Origin of the sequence: uncultured Shewanella sp., from assembly GCF_947491715.1 — a bacterium.
In the GTDB taxonomy this organism is placed as follows: domain Bacteria; phylum Pseudomonadota; class Gammaproteobacteria; order Enterobacterales; family Shewanellaceae; genus Shewanella.
On sequence record NZ_CANLKR010000060.1, the window covers coordinates 1 to 19,572 of the forward strand.

Consider the following 19,572-nt stretch of genomic DNA (forward strand, 5'->3'; position numbering starts at 1 on the left):
GAAGCCCTAACAGCAATGTTAGGGCTTTTTCGTGTCTGTCATTTTTATAAGTGATGATGAAAATCAAGCGGTAGTTCGGTAGTTCAGTTGGGCTGATAATGTTCCATACATTATTCAGCATTCACCCCATCCCTGGGGATTTTAAGGCTTTTCATTAGAGAGAGTCGGCCTGTCACGCCGGGAGTCGCGAGTTCGACTGTTAACAAGAGCAAGTCCGTTTCACAATACAAAAGAGATAAGCCTCATCGAAAGATGAGGCTTTTTTCGTATTTGTCTTTTTATAAAGGATGATGAAAATCAGAGTGTCATTACTTTAGCCATTTGCTAAAAGAGCGGTCATTCTCAAGCATCCATGCTTTACCTGACTGATGGCTATCAGAGATTGATGACTATATCAATGCACTCGCTAATGAGTCATCGTAGACATTCTGTTCCATCGATTGTGCGGGAAATTCACAGTCTGGTTTTCCGACGACCTTAGCGGGCACCCCAACAACGGTGGTGTGAGATTTGACTGAGTTAAGGACAACGGAGCCTGAGCCTATTTTCGCGCCTTCTCCAATTTCAATATTCCCCAGAACCGTAGCCCCTGCACCGATCAGTACGCCTTGACGAATTTTGGGGTGACGATCGCCTTCTTCATTACCCGTACCGCCTAATGTGACCGATTGTAATATGGAGACATTATCGTCAATAACGGCGGTCTCGCCAATCACTATGCCTGTGGCATGATCGAACATGATCCCTTGGCCAATACGGCAAGCAGGATGGATATCGACACCAAAGACTTCTGAATTGCGGCTTTGTATGAATCGGGCCAGTTCTTTACGGTCTTCCTGCCATAAGCAATGGGCCAAGCGGTGTACTTGAATGGCCATAAAGCCTTTTAAGTTTAGCAGTACCGTTAAATAATCGACTGCAGCAGGATCGCGATCCGCGACGGCTTTAATGTCGGCGGCAACGGAGGTCAACATGGTTTCACAATTAATAAAGGCTTGATCAAATAACTCTCTGAAAGTAAAAGGGGAGACCACCGCATCCGAGAGTTTGTTAGCCACGATAAAGCTTAATGCTGAGCCTAAACATTCATGATTGAGCACACAAGAATACACATGGCTGGCAAGTAGCGGCTCTTTTTTAACAAGGGCGGTAGCTTCTATTCTTAATTGTTCCCAAACTTCATAACGCATACGGTTTTGCTCTTTTATTAATAATGAATGTGTATTGATATCGCATAACGCGAGCGACTTTAAATCATATGGCGAAGCCATGATCACAACCGTTTAACCTAACATTTAGCGGGACTTATCACAAAGCGGAACAATAGTTTATTTGGCACTAACTTATAAAAAGCCATCTATAAAAAAACTAGCTACTAAAAACCATTCAATAAAAACCGGCAGCCTAACAATTCCCCACGGACAATGTTGCCTGCATTAACCCCCTTGTATGGACTTTTATCGATAAATAGCGCCTTTTTTTGTGCATTACTTGTCTGCTTTATAATCACTATTGTGTCTTTTAAGTTTATGAAATGTAACTTTTATTTGTCTTTTACCTTTACTTTTTGTTGTCTCCTGTCGCATTCATAGGGGCATAACTCATGTGAGTTGTGTCCATGGAATAAAGGAAGATAGGAACAAGATGTCTAATTTGTTTAACAATACAAAGCTTATTAAGAAGTTAAGCCCGATTGCATTGGCCATCAGTTTAGCGGCTTGTGGCGGTAGCGAGTCCAATAATAACGGCGCAGCGGAAGCAAATAATAGCGCGGTGACGCCTGCTAAGCTTGATGTCACTGTAACGCCGCATTTTGCTGCGCTATATCGTCAAAGCATTACCAATACCGCAACGAACGACTCTGGAGACCAAAGTACAGGAAACAGTATTGATACTGTTAGTGGTATGAAGCGCAGTACAGATGCGTTTGAGCAAGCAAGTAGCAACAATCAAGTCCAATCTAACAGTACACTGAATGCATCACCTGTGGATCTCGTGGTGAGCGAAGACACCCGTTTCGACGGTCAAATGCAGGCTACCTCAGTGACCACAGGGGAAGTGCAAACTTTTGACTGGCCGCTGACGCTGAAAACCGATGGCAGTATCGTGTCGCACCGCACTTTAGCATTAACGCCAGATACCTACGATTTTGTGGTAGCAATTGAGCATGATGAGCAGCAATATGTGGCGACAGCACTAGGGGAAGTCATTGTCGAGGGCACGAGCCCTGAAGTAGCGCTCTTATTTCAGCCGCACTTAGGCGAAACCTTAGTGATCTTAGAAGATATCGACGAGCTCGCCACCTTGAATTTTCAATTCTCAACCGATGAGCTAGCCACATTGAGCGTGCCAAAATTGGGCTTAATTATCGATGGTGGTGACGAGGTCATTTACGAGCTGGATACGGAATTCGGCCTCACCAATGTCACCTTGCCATTGGGCGATGGTAATTACGATATTTTAGTGAAACTCTATGACGATAACCGCCTTGTGGGCATGATGCGCACCGGAGAAATCAATATTGAGTTGACCGCAGGTGGTAACACGCCGATAGATATTATTCCCTTAAGCGCAGATGTGGACTTTAGCTTTGAAGCCGACAACAGTTTAAGTGAAATTAACATTCAGGTGCCTGAAGTGTTAGTCGAGCGTGTATCAGGCGTCGAAAACCTAGCCATGATCATGCGCCTCAGTGCTGAAAGTAGTGACACAAGTGTAAATAGTGAAACACTGCACAGCTTTGTGTTTGAAGAGGGAGTCTATCAGCTGGCGGACACTGAGTTGCCGCAGTTTTATGCTCAAGGCGCACAAACGGCCATGGCCTATTTAAGCTTTTATACAAAACGTGAGGACAATACTTACATTGAGGCGCCACTGGCCAGCTGCGCCTTTGAGGTGGAGCTAGGTGAAACCCAAATTAAGGGCTGTGAGCTGAGTATTGATGTATCCCACCAAATAAGTGGCAGCTTGTTATCGACCTTGATGCTGAGTGTTACCACAGATAGCGATCCCGCTTTGGCCATTGGCGCCGAGATCTATGTCGACAATACCCTTGTGGGCTTAACGGGCAGCGAATATCAAACTGCGTCCATTAAATTGCACTTGCCAGCAGGCGAGCACAGCATTCGCGCCGAGAAAGGCGACTTATGGGCCAGCTTCACTCAAGAGTACGCGCCGTTATCGGTGGTGAATCACTTGTTGTATTTACAACAAGACATTCCCACTGAAATTGTGCTAGATGAAATCAATATTCTCGCCACGGGTGTGAAAACCTTCGCGCTGGATTGGAGTGACTCCAACAACTGGGCCAGCGAATACCAAGTGTGCTTGTATGATGTCAGTTTATCGGCCAGTGATTTTTGTCATCCACTGGGCGAGCTCGTAACAATAAGCGAGAACAGCGTCTATCTCGATGCGGCGCTGCTCACCGATAATCCGCAATTTTTTATTCGTGCCAGTAATGGCAGCCGCAGCGTGGTCAGCAACATGGCCACCCCAAGCCGCCCGCAATTGGATGCCGCGATTGGTTATTTTAAAGCCTCAAATACTGAGGAATACGACTATTTTGGTACTTCGGTGGCCTTAAGTGGTGATGGTAAGTTGATGGCGGTGGGAGCTATTGGTGAAGACTCTAATGCCACAGGCATCAATGGCGATCAGGAAAATAATAGTATTGGATCTAATAGTGTTCTCCCTTCTGTTGGCGCCGTGTACTTGTACCGCCGTGAGGGGTTAGTTTGGCGACAGGAAGCTTATGTGAAACCTTCTGCTGCTCCAGAGTCCTCTTTTAGTACCTCAGAGCACTTTGGAGGCGATGTGGCATTAAGTCAAGATGGATTAACTTTGGCTGTTGCTGCATCACAGGAAGATTCTATTAGTGCAAATAGTGGTGCGATTTATGTTTTTCGTTATGACGGTAATACTTGGGCGCAACAAGCTTTGCTAAAAGCAAATCATCCTGATGTGGCTGATCGTTTAGGTGAAGCTATGGATATGAGTGCCGATGGTAATACGATTGTTGTAGGTGCCGTGTATGAGGATTCGAGTGCTACTGGCGTCAATGGAGATGGATCAGATAATACTGTTGATGACAGTGGTGCGGCCTATGTATTTTCTTTTACAGAAGAAACTTGGTCACAAACGGCTTACTTGAAAGCGAGTAATACAGAGGAGGATGATTATTTTGGTCGTTCAGTTGCAATTAGTGGTGATGGTCATACCATTGCAGTTGGGGCTATGAGGGAGGATTCTTCAGCGACAGGTATTAATGGGGATCAACATAATAATGAAGTAAACGATAGTGGTGCGATTTACATGTTTGAACGTGCTGAAGATACTTGGGTGCAAACAGCATATATTAAAAAGAATGTTGTTGAAAGAGATGAGGAGTTTTTCCAAGGGATTTTAAATTACGATGGAAATATGATGATTGCTTATCATGATAATATTTCATATATTTATTCCAGAGAAAATGAAAGTTGGTCTTTTAGTGACACTATACTCGGTTTTAGTGGCCGTGAAATCAGTTTAGATAATGAATCTATTTTTGGAAATATAGGCGATAAACAGTCTGATCAACCGACTGATATCGGTGATAATAGTGGTTCAAAAGTGGTTGGGCAATACAAGAAGGTCGATGTGGGTTGGGAGCTGCATAAAATTTTCAATGAAATAGACTACGGTAACAACAACTTTGGCTTTAGTATAGCGGTAGATGCAACTGGTTCTACTTTAGCCGTGGGCGCTGAATCCGAGGATTCTAACAGTACAGGTATCCAAGGCAATCAAAATGATACTTCAGCAAAATCTGCAGGTGCCGTTTACGTCTATTAAGTCTTTTTAGCTCAGTTTCTTTAACTGAGTGTGCTGTTCACGACAGCTCTTAGTGTTAGTGCTCAGTGTTAGCGTAAATGGACACTCATGCTCGCACTGATAACTGATACTAGCGCTAATATCAGTACTGAGGCGAATGTTCACTTTGATGAGTCTTACATTCCAAGCGGGCCTTTTCAGGCCCGTTTTTTAGTCTTTCATATCTCATTTAGCTCTTTCTTATCAGGGCTCCTAACTCTTTTTATCCTCCTTTTTTATTTGGACACCCATAATTATTTTATGATGGTTGCTTGAAGACAATAAGGCAAATATCTAAAAATGAGCCCTTTTTTATTTGGACACCCATGATTATTTTATGATGGTTGCTTGAAGACAATAAGGCAAATATCTGAAAATGAGACCTTTTTTATTTGGATACCCATAATTATTTTTATGATGGTTGCTTGAATGCGATATAGGCTAACGTTTGAAAGTGGGTATTTTTTATTTGGACACCCATGATTATTTTTATGATGATTGCTTGAAGGTGATATAGGCAAGAGGGTGAAAATTTGAATGGGGTATTTGTTAAAGGATGCTACTTGAAAAGCACTCTTGTTTAAAAGCCTTTGACTTTCAAAAAGCATAGCCAGAAAAAAATCGAAAATACTATGGTAATGCTTGTTAATGTTATGGTGTTGGTTGTTGTGGCTTTGTTTGCGTTAAACATGTTGGCAAACATTATGGAATTGACCCCAGTTGGCAGCGCTGCTGCTATTGTGGCAACGCTAACCCAAAGCGATGACATATCGAAAACGTGAGCAGTAAAAAAATAAACCGTAAAAGGCATAAGTAACAGCTTTAGCAAACTGAATACTGTCGCACCTACAAGGGTTCCTCTAATGCCATAGTTAACCATTATCATTCCTACTGATAACAATGCAATAGGGGTGGCTGCATCAGCGAGCAAGTCCAGTGTGTTAGAGAGAAAGTTTGGCATTTTGAAGCCTGCTAAACTCCACAGGGCACCTAAAACCGTGGCGATAATAATAGGGTTTGTGAGAAGCTTCGAGCTTGTATCTGTGAGCATTGTTCGAAATGAGGTTTTACTTGTTCCATTTCCAATGATACTCATTAAGGCAACTGAGGTTATCATGATTAATGGTAATTGGATTGCACTAATTAATGCCATTGGGATCAGGCCATCTCTTCCAAATAAAGATGTGATTAAAGGGATCCCCATAAAGCCTGTATTTCCGTAGGCTGATGCAACTCCGCCTACTATGGCTTCTGGGGCATTTTTTCTCATTACAAAGAGAGCAATGAGTGTGCCTAAGGAAAAAACGATAAGAACACTACTGTAGTATCCTACCCAAAGTGGTAACGGGTTATTTAGCGTTAAATTGGCTACTGAAAGTGTTTGAAATAAAAGGAGCGGTAATAGCAGTTTTGTACTTAAAGACATTAAAGCATCACTGACCTCTTTTTTGAACAACCCTAAATACATGGTTATATAGCCTAGAGCAATCAAAATAAAAATCGGAAAGATAGTTGATATAACAGAAAAAAATAACATTTAACATGTATTCCTTTTCGATGTGGATGCCTATAATGCCCAAAGCACTGCTTTCTAGGTTTATTGCTTGTGCTTGAAGCCAGTGTTTGTCGTGGCATGGTTAGTGGCATAGTTACGCAAAATGTGCATCAATTGATTAATATTTTACTTAATTTGCTCATATCGCGTGGTTATATTCAATATGGTCTTTTTTTTACTTTAAGATTAATAAGTTGTTTACTTCTTTATACCTATGCTGCAGATGAGATAACAACAAGCATGGTGATAGTGGTTTTTAGTGTGTTTTAAAGCTGCTGTAACTGGTTTAATAAGCTATTTGGACCGTATCTTAAGCTTATACAAAATAACCTTCGTATGTTTATTTTTAGCCGTGTGTTTTGAATAGGTACTTAGCCCTTTTTTATCTGAATGCTTTTATTTGGACACCCATGCTTTTATTTGGACACCCATAATTATTTTTTGGGTGAGGAGTGGGCTTGTTAAGTTTGCTGGTGTCTATGACATCCTGATCTCTACGGCATTAGTATTGATGAATTTCCTTCCTATTTTGCTATGGCTTTTTTGCAGGTGTCTTTGCTAAAGCTTTAAGTGATGTTACATGCTAACTCTTCATTATTAATTTATGTTGTTTTTATCTTGTTTGTTTTTTATGCATGGTGATGAATCATAAAAAGTGATTTAAAACAAAAAGCTTATACGATTAAGATTTATTTGTATTAACTTTATTAGTAACTGTTTACATTTTGAGTGTTTATTCTATAATCAGATTGTTACTTTTTGATACAAGTGGCTAACACTGGGTGAATGTTTAGTAAATTATTAGTAATTTTTGAGTCGATTTAAGGTGAGTATTGAGTTGTTGCTGAATAATTGCTGAGTCAGTTCTGGGTTGGTCCTTGTTATCTTTTACGGCCTAGAGGAGGGATGCTAGGTTAACATTACCGCTAGGATGCGCTTACTCTGATGAAGAGATGCATGCATGGATAAAAATAATAAACGCATTGCCAGTGATATTTTAGCCATTATTTTCAAATGGCGGAAATTACTGAAAAGTGAAGCGATAGACCTTGAGTCGACCTTTTTTTCAACCTTACCTTTAAATGAAGTCACACCTCACTTGAACAAAGTGATGCACATGGTGGAGCACAACCAGCCTATTCATATGATTTTGCCTGCTTATCCGGGTAAGTCACCTAATCGAAATAAAACTTTGAGTCGGTTGCCCGACTTGGCAGAAACCCACTCTATTGATGTGCTTAATCAGCTTTGTGGCGAAATCCGTTCTGTCTATGATAAGGGCGCAAAAATCAACATTTGTTCTGATGGTTATGTGTTTGCTGATTTAGTGCGTATTCCCGATGAAGACGTGCGAGCCTATACGCAAGCCATTCAAGAATATTATCAATCACATTATCCTAAACATTTTGATTTTTTTGATTTAAATGATGCTTTTGGCGTGTTATCGAGCTTTGATGCTATGCGTGAAGAATTAATGGTGGGTTACGGTGAGTCCCTCATTAGTTTGATGGGGGCAGCAAAAACCAATAAAGAAACCTTATCTATGTATCAAGGGATCGCCAAATTTTTATTTGAAGATTTTAGTGGATTAGCCGAGTTTGCGAATAACAGTAATACGCAAATTCAAAAGCAGGCTAAAGCCGTGTCACTACGGGTTATTCAGCGCAGTAATGCTTGGAGTCGATTATTGGAGGAGTATTACCCCAATGCGTTGAGATTGTCTATTCATCCTCAATTTCGCGTTTCTGAGAAAATTGGGATCCATATGGGAAAATCAGATGATGCTTGGCGTACGCCTTGGCATTCTGTTGCCATAATGCAAAATGATGAAATTCGATTGCAAAACCGCAATCAAGTGGATGAAAATACGCACAGGCTGATTTTTAATCAAGGTAAGCCAAGCCATTATCATTCGCTTTTTAAAAGTCCCGATAAGAATATTGGAGGCTTGTATGATTAAGGCATTAATTTTTGATTTAGATGGCACATTAATTGACACCTTAAAGGATATCATGGGGGCGATGAATGAGACTTTAGCGCATTTTTCATTGTCGCCTCAGCCCATCACTGTGTACCAAGCACTTATCGGTGGTGGTAGTAAAAATATGGTGCAAAGCTTGTTATCCGCTTTTGCTTTATCTACATCTACATCATCTTCAAGCCACTCATCTTTATTATCAATACCTTCTTTAGTCGGTGATTCTTTTCCCAATTTAGATGAAGTCTACGCTTTTTATTTACGCCATTATGGTGAGAATCTGATAAAAAAAACGGTGGTTTATGATGGTGTTATTGCAGCGCTGCAACAATGGCAACAGCAAGGCATAAAACTTGCGGTTGTGACTAATAAACATCATCAGCAGGCGACATATTTACTTGAAACACTCTTTGATACCGATAATGCAAAAGGTATTCACTTCTCTCTCCTGCAAGGTTTGGGGGATGAGTTTTCCAAAAAGCCTGCGCCAGATTCAACTTTGCATGTGCTTAACCAATTGAATGTTAAAGCCTATGAAGCCTTATTTATTGGCGATACTGTGGTCGATCAACAAACGGCCAACAATGCCAAAGTGGAGTTTGTTTTTGCCGACTGGGGTTATGGTCGTCAAGACGAACTGATCCCACAACATAAGTTGAATAGTATCTCTCATATTGATGAGTTACAGCACAGGCTTGAGTCTGCCAAATGCTCACTAGATAAACACGACATGAATGAAAGTGTATTGGCGACAGAAGGAAGGAAATAAAATGCATACCCATATGGATTCAACACATGCTCAAAGACGAGCAGATTTCAATATTTCAGCGGCTGATAATAGTGAGCAAGTCGAACGCATTCTTAATGTATTAGCGTCTTATTTAGTGCGCCATGAAAACGATCAATTTGACGTCCAAGGCCGTGAGTTAGCTCGTCAACAAATCCAGTATTTTATGGCAAAAAGTGAGCCGTTAGCGTTTATTTTACCTGGATTCCCGTGTAAGTCGCCCAATGTTATCGATAAAAGCTTTTCTGCTATGCCAGATTTAGGGGAAGTATTGGCTATAGAGCGACTAGATGCATTTTGTGTGGCCCTCAATGAGATTTACCCCCATGGCAGCCGTGTCACTATATTAAGTGATGGAACCACCTTTGCCGATATTGTCCATGTAGATGATGCAGTGAAAACGCAATATAAAGCGGCTTTACGGCATTTAAATGTGACTGAGAATATTATTTGGGCTGATTTAATTGATTTATTACCCGATGCGAGACATCTTCAAAAAACAGACAGTGAGAGCTTGCGAAAAGCCTTATTAAAAGGCATAAGTACTGGACCACGTTCGTTTGATAAGTTTGTGCAAAAGGTGAGTAATTCTGCCTCGCAAGCAAAGGTGCACGATAAGCTTTGCAGTTATTTATACCATGATGTGTGTATTGAGCGATTTAGCCATGGTGACAGAGACAGTTATCTTGAAAGTATCAGCGATAAAGCGTATCAAATGATGTATCGTGGTCGCGCCCTCAGCGCGGCCATTGATAAAACCTACCCAGATCACATTCGATTATCGGTTCATAGCTATGACAATATAGGCCCTAAATTCACTTTTAGTTTATCGAGTGATATTAATAAAGCGGTGAGCCCCTGGCATACTGTGCCTGTGCGTTTGCTATCGGGGGAATTTGTTCAACTTCCTCATGGAATTGCCAAGCAAAAACATGTGATTAAGGTGACCAATGGGGAGCAGAATTGGTGTTATTTAGAAGTCGCGGATCCAACATTACAAGGCTTTAGTGTTGAAGTGATTAAAGCCCCTGCATTTGGCCTTAAAATTAGCGATCCTCAAAGGCTGGGCTACGCTTGTTTACCGACGGATTTTTTGCAAAAATTGAGCGAACAATTTGGTTTTATTGTGCTTAAGAATATGCCGACGATTACACAGCAAGACTTCCTTGATTTTTGTGATCCTTTTGGGGATATTTATCATTGGAAATTTGGTCCCGTGCATGTGGTTAAACCGGAAGAGGTGCCTCATGGATTTGTTCACTCTATTGAGAAGACGCCCCTGCATTGGGATTTAAGCATGTTGCCTGCCACCGAGAAAAAAGTAGCGCAAAACCCCAAATTTTCTGCCAGTTGCTTCATGCTTTATTGCAAGACGCCGCCTGTAAAAGGTGAAGGGCAAACCACCATAGTAGATAGCCGTGTGGCGCTAAAATTAGCGGGACAAGCTAAGGTGAAACAGTGGAAAAATATTGATATTACCTATGAAACTAAGCTGACGTATTTTGGCGGCACGCCAAGACGTTATCCGCTGGTGGACTTACATCCAACAACCCAAGAGTCTATATTACGTTATCAAGAAGGCAGTGAGTCAAAACTGCAACGTTTTTCATTATCCTCAGAATCAATGACATCAGATGAATTGGCGCCACTTGTTCAAGAAGTGAATGATATTGCTTATCATGAAAAGTGTTTTGTTGCCCATGAGTGGGAAGCCGGGGATTTAGTCATCATTGATAATTACTACACTTTGCATGGCCGCTTAGCCATGAGTGAAAAGTCTATGTCTCGTGAGCTTTGGCGAGTGCAGGTGTATTAATACCAGTTCCACGATAAAGATGATAAAAAGGGTTAATTGCCTATTTTAGGAATTAACCCTTTTATGATTGTCATCGTATTTCATTTTCTTTAGCAGGGAAAAGCACCTTAAAAGAAAAAGAAATACGCCATTAGAATAAAAGATAATAAGGCGCCGCCTATCACAGGATAAAGTAAATAACTGTCTTCGGCTCGTCTTGCCCTGCGATAACATAGGTTGACCAGTATTAAATTAAATAGGGTCAGCATGACTGAAGCCATTGAGCCATGTCTAAACGTAAATTCTCTTATTTCAAATGAGATATAAATCAATACAAACCAATCAATTAAAATAAGGTATAAAAATAGCTTCTGCAGGCTATCAGGCCCCTTTCGTTGAGAAGCATCTGTCATGGTGACCCTCCGGATCAATCTTGTTATATATTGGAATAAGTACATTGTTTGCTTGTTGCATTTTCAAATGCAATGTCACTTAAACCATTTGAATGTGGTTGCTTATTAAATCAGGTGATGATTATTCGCAATTTTATGCCTTCAAAAAGACGTCCCAAATGATCCATTTCTTTAATTGAATAAGCATAATGTTATTCATGGGTGTTTGAAGGTTATTTCAAACTCTTGACTGCTTCGAAAGCCGTCTATACCCGTGATACTTGAAGATGCCTGTTTTCAGAGCCTGTAAAAGTGCCTAATTCAAGGCGTATTATTGCAAGAATGCTTATTGCCTTTTAAGGTGATACAACTTCGATGTAGGTGATTTTACAGACTCCCAAGGGGCTGGCCTCTTTATATGTAAAAGCAAAGCCTTTTATGCTGCGTTACTGAACACCAGCTTAGAATGACTAAGCACGCTGTTCAAGCTGACCATCAAGGATGATGGAAATGTCATTTATGCAGGAGCAATTAATGACCTTGCCTAAAAGGCTTTTCATTCCAGCTGAATCCTGCATCTTCAAGTATCACGGGTATATGCAAAAATAGTGAAAAACCTTCAAATAAATAGACTTGTTAAGCGGGCTTTATTTGGCTGATCATGGCGACTATGGCTTTGTTATCTGTGCTCAGCCAACGGGCGCCGACAAAATTCAATTTACTGTTGATGGGACGCGTTCGAGCAATTTCCACAGCCATTTCGAGTCCATTAAGTTCAACATTAATTTCTTGGCCTACCTCCAGCGGTGTACTGGTGACAATACCAATACCTCCTAAGCCGAAATCTTTAATATTGGCAATGCCAAGTTGACTGGTTTTCCACCAACTTTTTTTACTGAGTTTGACTGTGACGCCATCACAAGCAAGAGCGAGATCCGAGGCGGCATCATCGTTTCTTAAGCTGAGTCTGGCGTGTTTTCTCAGTTCTTGTTCTTCTGTGTTTTTATCAACAACGGGTACAGCTTGATCCATGACGGGTGTAAAAGGTTGTTCTGTTTCACTCATAGCGGGTCCATTGCTCAGGGTATCTTGTTCTTGGTTGATTATTCTCCGCTAATTTTTTGGCTTGTTCAAGTCTTGGATCCGATCCTATGGTCGTAGCAGGAAAACCCGCCATTTCTTTGATCTGTCTTTCAGCATTGTGAGTCAGCACTAACATCTCTATGCGTCGATTGGCATTGGCTTTAGGATCGTCAACAATAAAGGGGGCTTGATCGGCCATGCCTGTGACTTGCACGATTTGATTACGCTTTACTCCGCCATATTCCAATACTCGTCTGGCCATCAAGGCGCGTTGACTCGACAATTCCCAGTTGGTAAAAGTTTTACCCACATAAGAGCTTGAATCAGTATGCCCTGAAATACTGATTTTGTTTTCAACTTTGGCCAATAATGGACCTAAGGCCAAGAGTAAGTCCTCAAAGTAGGGATCCATTTTAGCACTACCGCGAGTAAACATAGACTGACGAACATTGTCATGGACTAAAATGCGGATCCCTTGAGGTACCACTTGAATGGCAACATTTGTGCTCATATCCACTTGAGTGATAATTTTATCCACTTCACGGGCCAGAAACTCAAGTTGGGCTTGAGTTTCAAATTGGCCTGGCACCATGGCATTAAGCTCAGGCCCTCGACCGGCTTTGGGATTATCTTCTCCCGCAGGAATATGATTATGCAAAGCAGGTCCAGCTCTTTCAACGCCAGTGCCTGAAGCGGGCAAAATGGCTTGCTGAATAGGAATGGCGCCATGTAAGTCAATCATCGAAGGTGATTGACTCAAGTCAAAAGGGTTAATCGAGCCTGTGGCGTACATATCACCTTGCAGATATTGTACGATTTGTTCACGCTCTTTTTGGTCGGCCATTTGAATGATCCATAACACCATAAATAAGGCCATCATGGCTAAGGTGAAATCGGCAAAGGCGACTTTCCAAGCCCCGTTATTAACGACTTCTCGTCGCTGTAAGGGGCGCTTTTTTATTACTATGGGTTCATTTCGTTTTGCCATTAGCTTTGTTGCTCCACCATCCAACGTTCAAGTTCAATAAAGCTAGGTCTATTTTCACTTTGAATTTGTTTACGGCCCGCATCAATCGCCAACATAGGCGGCTTGCCTTTAGCAAAAGCGGTTAATATGGCGGCCACGCAGCGAAGTTGTGCTGATTTTCGTTCGGTTAAGTGCTCAAGAGCTTTTGACAATGGGTCAAACAAGCAGTAGCAAGCGAAGATCCCAATAAAGGTACCCACAAGCGCCGCAGCCACTTTAATACCAATCACGGTAATGGGTCCATCAATGCTAGACATGGTAATAATAATGCCCATTACCGCGGCTAAAATACCAAAACCTGGCATGGCTTCAGCCACACGGGCTAATGCGCGAGAAGGACGTAATCTGTCGTCTTCTATGCGGTGAATTTCTTCTTCTAGAATTTGGGCTAAGTCGTGAGCAGAAATTTTACCAATGGATTGCAACCTAAGATTATCAATGAGAAATTGCAGCACGTTAGGATGATCCAGCACCGCTGGGTACATTAAAAATAGTGAGCTTTCTCTTGGTTTTTCAACATGGTCGTCTAATACTTTTAAGCCTTGTGATTGAATTTGATTCATCAACATGCCTAATAAGCCAAACAGCTGCGGATAAAGATCGGGATCTTCTTTCTCTACCCCTAAAAGCTCTTTCATTTGTTGGTACATATCGACAAGCACGGCTTTTGGGTTTGCTATCACTAACGACCCCAGTCCTGCACCGAAGATAATTAATATTTCAGCAGGTTGCCATAAGGCTGCAAGGTAGCCGCCAGCCCAAGCATAGCCACCAAAAACTGAAACAAGAATGATGATTAGTCCTAATATCTTACTCATATAACGTTACCTGCCTTCACTGATCCCATTGTTGATAGACTGTCTGAAGTTGTTTAACTGCCTGCTTATGAAGTTGGCAAATTCGGGTTTCAGTTAATCCTAATGTTCCAGCGATTTCTTTTAGATTAAGTTCATGTTGATAGTAAAGCGACAGGATCACTTGTTCTCTTTTATTTAATTTAGCGATCGCTTTGAATAATGTTTTCTTGGCAGCAAATTGATTAATCGCATCTGTTTTATCGGCAAAATGGCTGCCTGCACCTAGCATATCGTCTAAGCTTTTCATCGATTCTGCTTGAGAGGCATAGAGGCGTGCACGGTAATCTTTTTGCGTGAGTCCCATGGAGTTTGCCACTTCAATATCGGTCGCTTCACGGCCTAATTTACGTGATAATTTTCTTACCGCGTCATTGAGCTCATGGGCTTGTTGCCTCACAGGACGAGGACGCCAATCTTGACGTCTCAACTCATCTAAAATCGCTCCACGTATACGTTGACCGGCAAATGAAATAAAGCCGTTATCAAACTCACCGGGATAACGGCGAGATGACTCTAGCAAAGCCATCATGCCAATTTGTTCCATATCTTCAATGGCTAATACAGGGCCGCAATGACTTCTTAATTGCGTGACAGAGCGCTTCACAAGAGGCAGGTATTGTTTCATGACCTGACTTTCGCTGAGTCGGTTACTGACGCTTTCATCGAATATTTCTTGATAAGCTAATTGACCCGAATTCATCATCCTGCTCCTATTATGGTTATCCTACATGAATGGCAAAGGCAGAAGTGTGTTTGCACATCGGATAAGCATGGCGAGAATGTGTTGGGCCACGAACCAGATTGTTAAACATATTTTTGCTTTGATTCATCTTTTTCTATTGTAAATTGGGCTTCACTTGATAGTGACATAGCTAAAGTATCTGTAATGATTGATGACAAGAGGCTTAGCTATCATTCTGCGAGTCGACGTTGAGAGATGAAACATTCAAGGTGCTTTTCATCTCTCAATGCAAAAGGGATTAAATCAAAAAACTATTGAATAACAATACGAGTAAACAATAAGTCTTCTAAATCAATTTTATATTGATGCTCAACGAATAAGCCCGACAATAAGGTTTTTGCTTCTTGTTGTAATGGCTCTAGTTGCGTGGGATCATTAATTTGATCAAATGTTTTACTGGCAAACATTTTCATCAAGGCGTTGCGGATCACAGGATCGGCTTCAGACAACTTATGTTTCACATTATTTGATGAGCTCTTTAGGGCCATTTCTAGCAATAAATAATGCGGATATTGATCCCCTGGGACTGAAATCACAAAACGATCCAGTGGATAGTAACGGTCTTTTTTAATTTCAACTTTAGGCTGGTTAAAAGGGCCACCAATAATATGCGGTGCTTGCCATCCCACCCAAAAGATGATCCCAGTCCAAGCCAGAATAAAGAGACTGAGAGTGAATTTTTTATTAACGCTGCTCTTTCCAAATGCCATGTTAAACTCCTAATTTATGCTAACAAATCAACTTGGTTTTGAACCAAGTGCTGTTGAGAGGTATGTTGATGCTCCATCGACTCGCCAAGAGAGTTGGCTATCGAGGCCACATGAGTGGGGTTATCGCTTTGTTCTTTTTGCTCGCCTTGGCTAATGTCGACATCGATTTGCCCACCATGATCCATGGCTAAGTCATCACGTAGTCTGTCAATACTCAGCTGTAGGGCATCACGCACCGAGGTGTTAGCTGCATTCATTTGAATATGCAACTTGTCGCCATCAAGACGAATGTTTAATTCAATTTTGCCAAGCTCAGGAGGATCGAGTCTGACCTCAGCATGTTTAATTTGTTGATCAACTTGAAAGCGTAATTGCTCTCTCAAAGGTGACAAAAGCTCTTGTGCTTGCTGCGCTAATGGTGCCGATTGTGGCACCGAAATGGGACCCCACTGACTGACTTTAGCTTGAGTGCGGCCATGTTGTGAAATGAGTTGGGCTGCTTCATCAACGACATTATGTCCTGCTTGCCCTAGTTGTGAGAGCGCACTTTCAATATTATCACTATTAAAAGCAAAGGCTCCGGCAGGCATAAAGCCATTGGCTTGTCGTAAATTGCTGCTTTGTAGATTATTCAGCGTTAATTCACTGTCAGTTGCTAATGAGCTGGTGGTGAATGCTGCACTATTGAACTGCATACTGCTATTAATATTGGCAGTATGTGCACTTGCATTTGAATGCGTGCTTTGACTGGACTTGCCTTGTTGCAACAAATTGGCGGCAAGTGCTTGCTGAGGGGTTACACTGGCTGGCGTTGTTGACTGTGGGCCTTGAGGCGTATTCAAGGCATTAAGTGCCTTCATATCCGCTTCTTGGGCCAGTTTTTGTGCTTGTGTCAATGGGGCGCTAATTTGCGCTTCATTGAATGGTGCTCGCGCAACTTGACCGTCAATGGATTGCCCCTTTTCTGTTGAGGAGCCTTTGGCATCAGTCGCTTTAGCATGTTGCTGCGATTGTTCATTGGCATTTAATGGACTGCTATCATCTATGCTATTGTCTTCATTAGCCATCTGCTCATGGTTTGATTCAGATGCTTTTTCGTTTTTGTCGACGGCTTGGGTTTTATTTTGCTCACGGCTGTTATCAAGCTCACGGCTGTCTTTCAGCTCAAATGAGGCTGCATTCATTCCATCTCGTTGATGATTTGAGTTGCTAAATTTGGGGCTGGATTTAATAGAGACATCTCCAGCACTTGTATTAGCACTTCCTGTATTGGTGATAGCAAGGCTAGCGATCATCTATAGCTCCACTTAATTGAGTGAGTTGGTAAGCGGCTAATCCATCCTGTTTCGAGGTGAATTGCTGCATTTCCATTTCAAGTGTATTTTTTGAGTGAACCAACTTCTTAAGGACTTCACTGTGTGTCTTGGCAAGAGACTCTCTTGCTAATTTTTGTGACTGAGTTTGAGGCGCCCCCGCTTGCTTTAACGCCTTCATCATTAATGCATTAACTTTGACTAATTTGTCCCAGTCTTGCTTGTCAGCATGTTTAATGAGGGCAGCTTCAAACTGCCCCCAAGGCTTCATTGCAAGGGGTTCAGCCGAGGTTACTCCAACCTTCTCTGACATCTTTAATTACCTTGATAATGGGCACCAATGCTTCAGGATCATTCTCGACACTGGCCGTCACTAATTGACGGCTACAGTAGTCATAAAGACGATTGAGGTTTGTGGCCACTTCACCGCCATTTTCAAGATCCAGCATAGAATCTAATCCATGAACTATATTGAGACACTTATTAACACTCCTTCCCTTGTCTTCAAAACTGCGTCTTTGCATAAAGCCACCCGTGCGTTCGATTTCTTCAAGTAAGCCATCGAGTAACATACGCACCATTTCATGAGGCGTGGCTGCAGCGGCTCTCGCATTGAGTGTGGTTTGCTTGTAGGCATTGAAAGGATCGTGCTCATTTAGCATAGTTAGCTTCCTTGGTTAAACAGTGAGCTGGCGGCACTTAATGAATTGATGGTGGCTTCCATCGCAGTAAATTGTGCCAAATAAATTTGGTATTTTTGTTTCATGCGATAATCATGCTGGCTCATGTCATCTTCGATGCGTTTAATCTGTGCATCGAGATTACTTTCTTTCATATCAAGCAGGCCAGCTGTTTGAGTGAAAGGTTTGGTGATGGTTTCAAGCTGCTCTACATAGCTGCCTGAATCGCTAAACATGGCTTTAACCGCATCGGGATCGCTCTTTAATGCTTCTGTCAGCTTATCTTTATTGATGTCTAATTTGCCGCTTCGGTTAATTTCGATACCGATATCCGATAAACGCATGCCATTAGGGGCGGTTTGGAACATGACGTCACGCATGTTGCTTTGCAGCATACGTAAACTTGCATCGCCTTTTAAAACACCGATTTGATCTTCTTTAACAGATGTGGTTTTAAATTCCTCATCATCGTCATCTTTATCATCACTATCACTGCTGCTGGAGCTACTACTGCTGCTTGTTTCGTCCAGTACAGTGGTTCCCATGGAGCGTGTTAGGTTATTCATTGAGTCAATAAAATCATTGAAACTATTAACAAAGTCGGTGACAGAGTCTTTACTGGAGTCATAATCTGACTCGACTTTTATGATGCTGGATTTATTAGTTTCATGGATTTGATTCAGTTCAATTGTGATCCCATCGATGACATCTTCTAGATAATTACTGCTACTGGAAATGGATACACCATTAAGTTCAATTTTGGCATCTTGTGCTTCTCTAAGCTCAGTCATTGCATAGGTGCTACCGCCCAGCTGCACATCTAGCGTGTTATCCAAACCTGAATCATTTGATGTCAGTAAAAGTTGTACATTATCACCGGTGCGCATGAGTGAAGCGGTCACCGGTTTGTCAGTGAATGAATTAATGGCATCTCGTAAGTTGGCTACTGTTTTATCACCGTTTACATTGAAGCTATCAAGATCGATTTCGATTTTATCAGTAGGATCGCTACCTACTTGAATGCTAAAAATTCCTGACATACTCGCAGCAGAGAGCAGTGTATCTTCATCGTTAAAAGTGGCTGATAGTTGCTGCGCCTGGGCCAGTTGCTTGACTTCAAGTTCATAATTACCTTTTGGCGCACTAGGATTGACAGTAATTTTGGCATTATCATCAGTGATTGAGGCAGTTTTTTTCTCAAAAGATTCACCGTTAATCTTGCCAAGTTTACTGCTGATTTTATCTAAATGGGTTTCCAGTAGTTTATAAGCATCCAGTTGTGCTTTGCTGGTGCTGAGCTTAGTGCTATAAAGCTGATCTTTACCCATACGATCGGCGGCAACCAATTGTTCGGAAAATTGAGCGGAACTCATACCTGAAATCATGACATGTCCTCATAGGCTCTTGTTGAGCATTACAATTAAAAAGCAAATACCGTGCCACTTTTTAATTTGTTGAAAGTAATGGTTTTATAACTAAAGGTGGGTTGCTTTGTTCTCAATGTGTTTCCGTTATTCCGCCTAATGTGAGGAAAACGTGCTTCCGCTCACATCTACCTTATAAATTGCGAGAAATGAACACAAAAGAGGAAAAGGGACAGTTTAAAACACAGCATAAACTCGCCTTTAATTGCCTTAAACTAGAGCGACCGAGGGGATGGGGCACTGAAATTGCGCCGCTAAGTGATGTAATAATCAAGTGCCGTAACACAATAAGGAATGATTGGTTTTATACCCAAACCACTTGAAAGTGCATGTTTTCAGAGCCCGTAAAAAGGCTTAATTCAAGGCGCATTATTGAAA

At 41.7% G+C, this 19,572-nt stretch carries 16 protein-coding genes; 4 read left to right on the plus strand and 12 right to left on the minus strand.

Annotated elements, in window-relative coordinates; all coding sequences use genetic code 11:
• Nucleotides 1-389 precede the first annotated feature (389 nt).
• Nucleotides 390-1,190, minus strand: a complete 801-nt coding sequence (gene cysE, locus Q0779_RS22580) for a serine O-acetyltransferase (protein WP_298776356.1) — start codon at nt 1,188-1,190, stop codon at nt 390-392.
• Nucleotides 1,191-1,644: 454 nt separating this feature from the next.
• Between cysE and Q0779_RS22585 the strand changes: the two genes are divergently transcribed.
• Nucleotides 1,645-4,833: an FG-GAP repeat protein gene (locus Q0779_RS22585; RefSeq protein ID WP_298776325.1), complete on the plus strand. Its 3,189-nt coding sequence runs from the start codon at nt 1,645-1,647 to the stop codon at nt 4,831-4,833.
• 598 nt (nt 4,834-5,431) lie between these two features.
• On the opposite strand, the gene Q0779_RS22590 is transcribed toward Q0779_RS22585, so the two are convergent.
• A complete protein-coding gene (locus Q0779_RS22590) occupies nt 5,432-6,388 on the minus strand; it encodes an AEC family transporter (RefSeq protein ID WP_298776328.1) in 957 nt (318 codons plus the stop codon).
• A 979-nt stretch (nt 6,389-7,367) separates the two neighbouring features.
• Here Q0779_RS22590 and Q0779_RS22595 point away from each other — a divergent pair.
• Genes Q0779_RS22595 through Q0779_RS22605 form a run of 3 tightly spaced genes read left to right on the plus strand, consistent with a single transcriptional unit; the run spans nt 7,368 to nt 10,987 of the window.
• The gene (locus tag Q0779_RS22595) at nt 7,368-8,366 is read left to right on the plus strand and encodes an isocyanide synthase family protein (protein WP_298776333.1); all 999 of its coding nucleotides are present in this window, start codon (nt 7,368-7,370) and stop codon (nt 8,364-8,366) included.
• Entirely contained in the window at nt 8,359-9,153 is a 795-nt protein-coding gene (locus tag Q0779_RS22600; RefSeq protein ID WP_298776335.1) for an HAD family hydrolase, read from the plus strand. The genes Q0779_RS22595 and Q0779_RS22600 overlap by 8 nt, the downstream gene beginning before the upstream one ends.
• A gap of 1 nt (nt 9,154) precedes the next feature.
• Entirely contained in the window at nt 9,155-10,987 is a 1,833-nt protein-coding gene (locus Q0779_RS22605; RefSeq protein ID WP_298776337.1) for an L-tyrosine/L-tryptophan isonitrile synthase family protein, read from the plus strand.
• A gap of 107 nt (nt 10,988-11,094) precedes the next feature.
• Here the strand turns inward: Q0779_RS22605 and Q0779_RS22610 are convergent, their stop codons facing one another.
• The 10 genes from Q0779_RS22610 to fliD all read right to left on the minus strand — a co-directional run bounded on the left by Q0779_RS22610 (nt 11,095) and on the right by fliD (nt 19,155).
• Complete coding sequence (locus tag Q0779_RS22610) at nt 11,095-11,379, minus strand: hypothetical protein (protein ID WP_298776339.1); 285 nt, start codon at nt 11,377-11,379, stop codon at nt 11,095-11,097.
• A gap of 615 nt (nt 11,380-11,994) precedes the next feature.
• A complete protein-coding gene (locus tag Q0779_RS22615) occupies nt 11,995-12,423 on the minus strand; it encodes a hypothetical protein (RefSeq protein ID WP_298776342.1) in 429 nt (142 codons plus the stop codon).
• Nucleotides 12,416-13,429, minus strand: coding sequence for a flagellar motor protein MotB (locus tag Q0779_RS22620; RefSeq protein WP_298776344.1), 1,014 nt, complete (start codon nt 13,427-13,429; stop codon nt 12,416-12,418). Before Q0779_RS22620 ends, Q0779_RS22615 begins: the two co-directional genes overlap by 8 nt.
• On the minus strand, nt 13,429-14,286 hold the full coding sequence (gene motA / locus Q0779_RS22625) for a flagellar motor stator protein MotA (protein ID WP_298776345.1): 858 nt from the start codon (nt 14,284-14,286) through the stop codon (nt 13,429-13,431). The genes Q0779_RS22620 and motA overlap by 1 nt, the downstream gene beginning before the upstream one ends.
• Before the next feature lie 16 nt (nt 14,287-14,302).
• Nucleotides 14,303-15,028: an RNA polymerase sigma factor FliA gene (locus Q0779_RS22630; protein ID WP_298776347.1), complete on the minus strand. Its 726-nt coding sequence runs from the start codon at nt 15,026-15,028 to the stop codon at nt 14,303-14,305.
• 290 nt (nt 15,029-15,318) lie between these two features.
• On the minus strand, nt 15,319-15,777 hold the full coding sequence (gene fliL, locus Q0779_RS22635) for a flagellar basal body-associated protein FliL (RefSeq protein WP_298776348.1): 459 nt from the start codon (nt 15,775-15,777) through the stop codon (nt 15,319-15,321).
• A gap of 14 nt (nt 15,778-15,791) precedes the next feature.
• Nucleotides 15,792-17,072, minus strand: coding sequence for a flagellar hook-length control protein FliK (locus Q0779_RS22640; protein WP_298776350.1), 1,281 nt, complete (start codon nt 17,070-17,072; stop codon nt 15,792-15,794).
• The gene (locus Q0779_RS22645) at nt 17,062-17,403 is read right to left on the minus strand and encodes a hypothetical protein (RefSeq protein ID WP_298776351.1); all 342 of its coding nucleotides are present in this window, start codon (nt 17,401-17,403) and stop codon (nt 17,062-17,064) included. The genes Q0779_RS22640 and Q0779_RS22645 overlap by 11 nt, the downstream gene beginning before the upstream one ends.
• The gene (gene fliS, locus Q0779_RS22650; RefSeq protein WP_298776353.1) at nt 17,372-17,752 is read right to left on the minus strand and encodes a flagellar export chaperone FliS; all 381 of its coding nucleotides are present in this window, start codon (nt 17,750-17,752) and stop codon (nt 17,372-17,374) included. The genes Q0779_RS22645 and fliS overlap by 32 nt, the downstream gene beginning before the upstream one ends.
• Before the next feature lie 2 nt (nt 17,753-17,754).
• Nucleotides 17,755-19,155, minus strand: coding sequence for a flagellar filament capping protein FliD (fliD, locus tag Q0779_RS22655; RefSeq protein ID WP_298776355.1), 1,401 nt, complete (start codon nt 19,153-19,155; stop codon nt 17,755-17,757).
• Nucleotides 19,156-19,572: the final 417 nt, after the last annotated feature.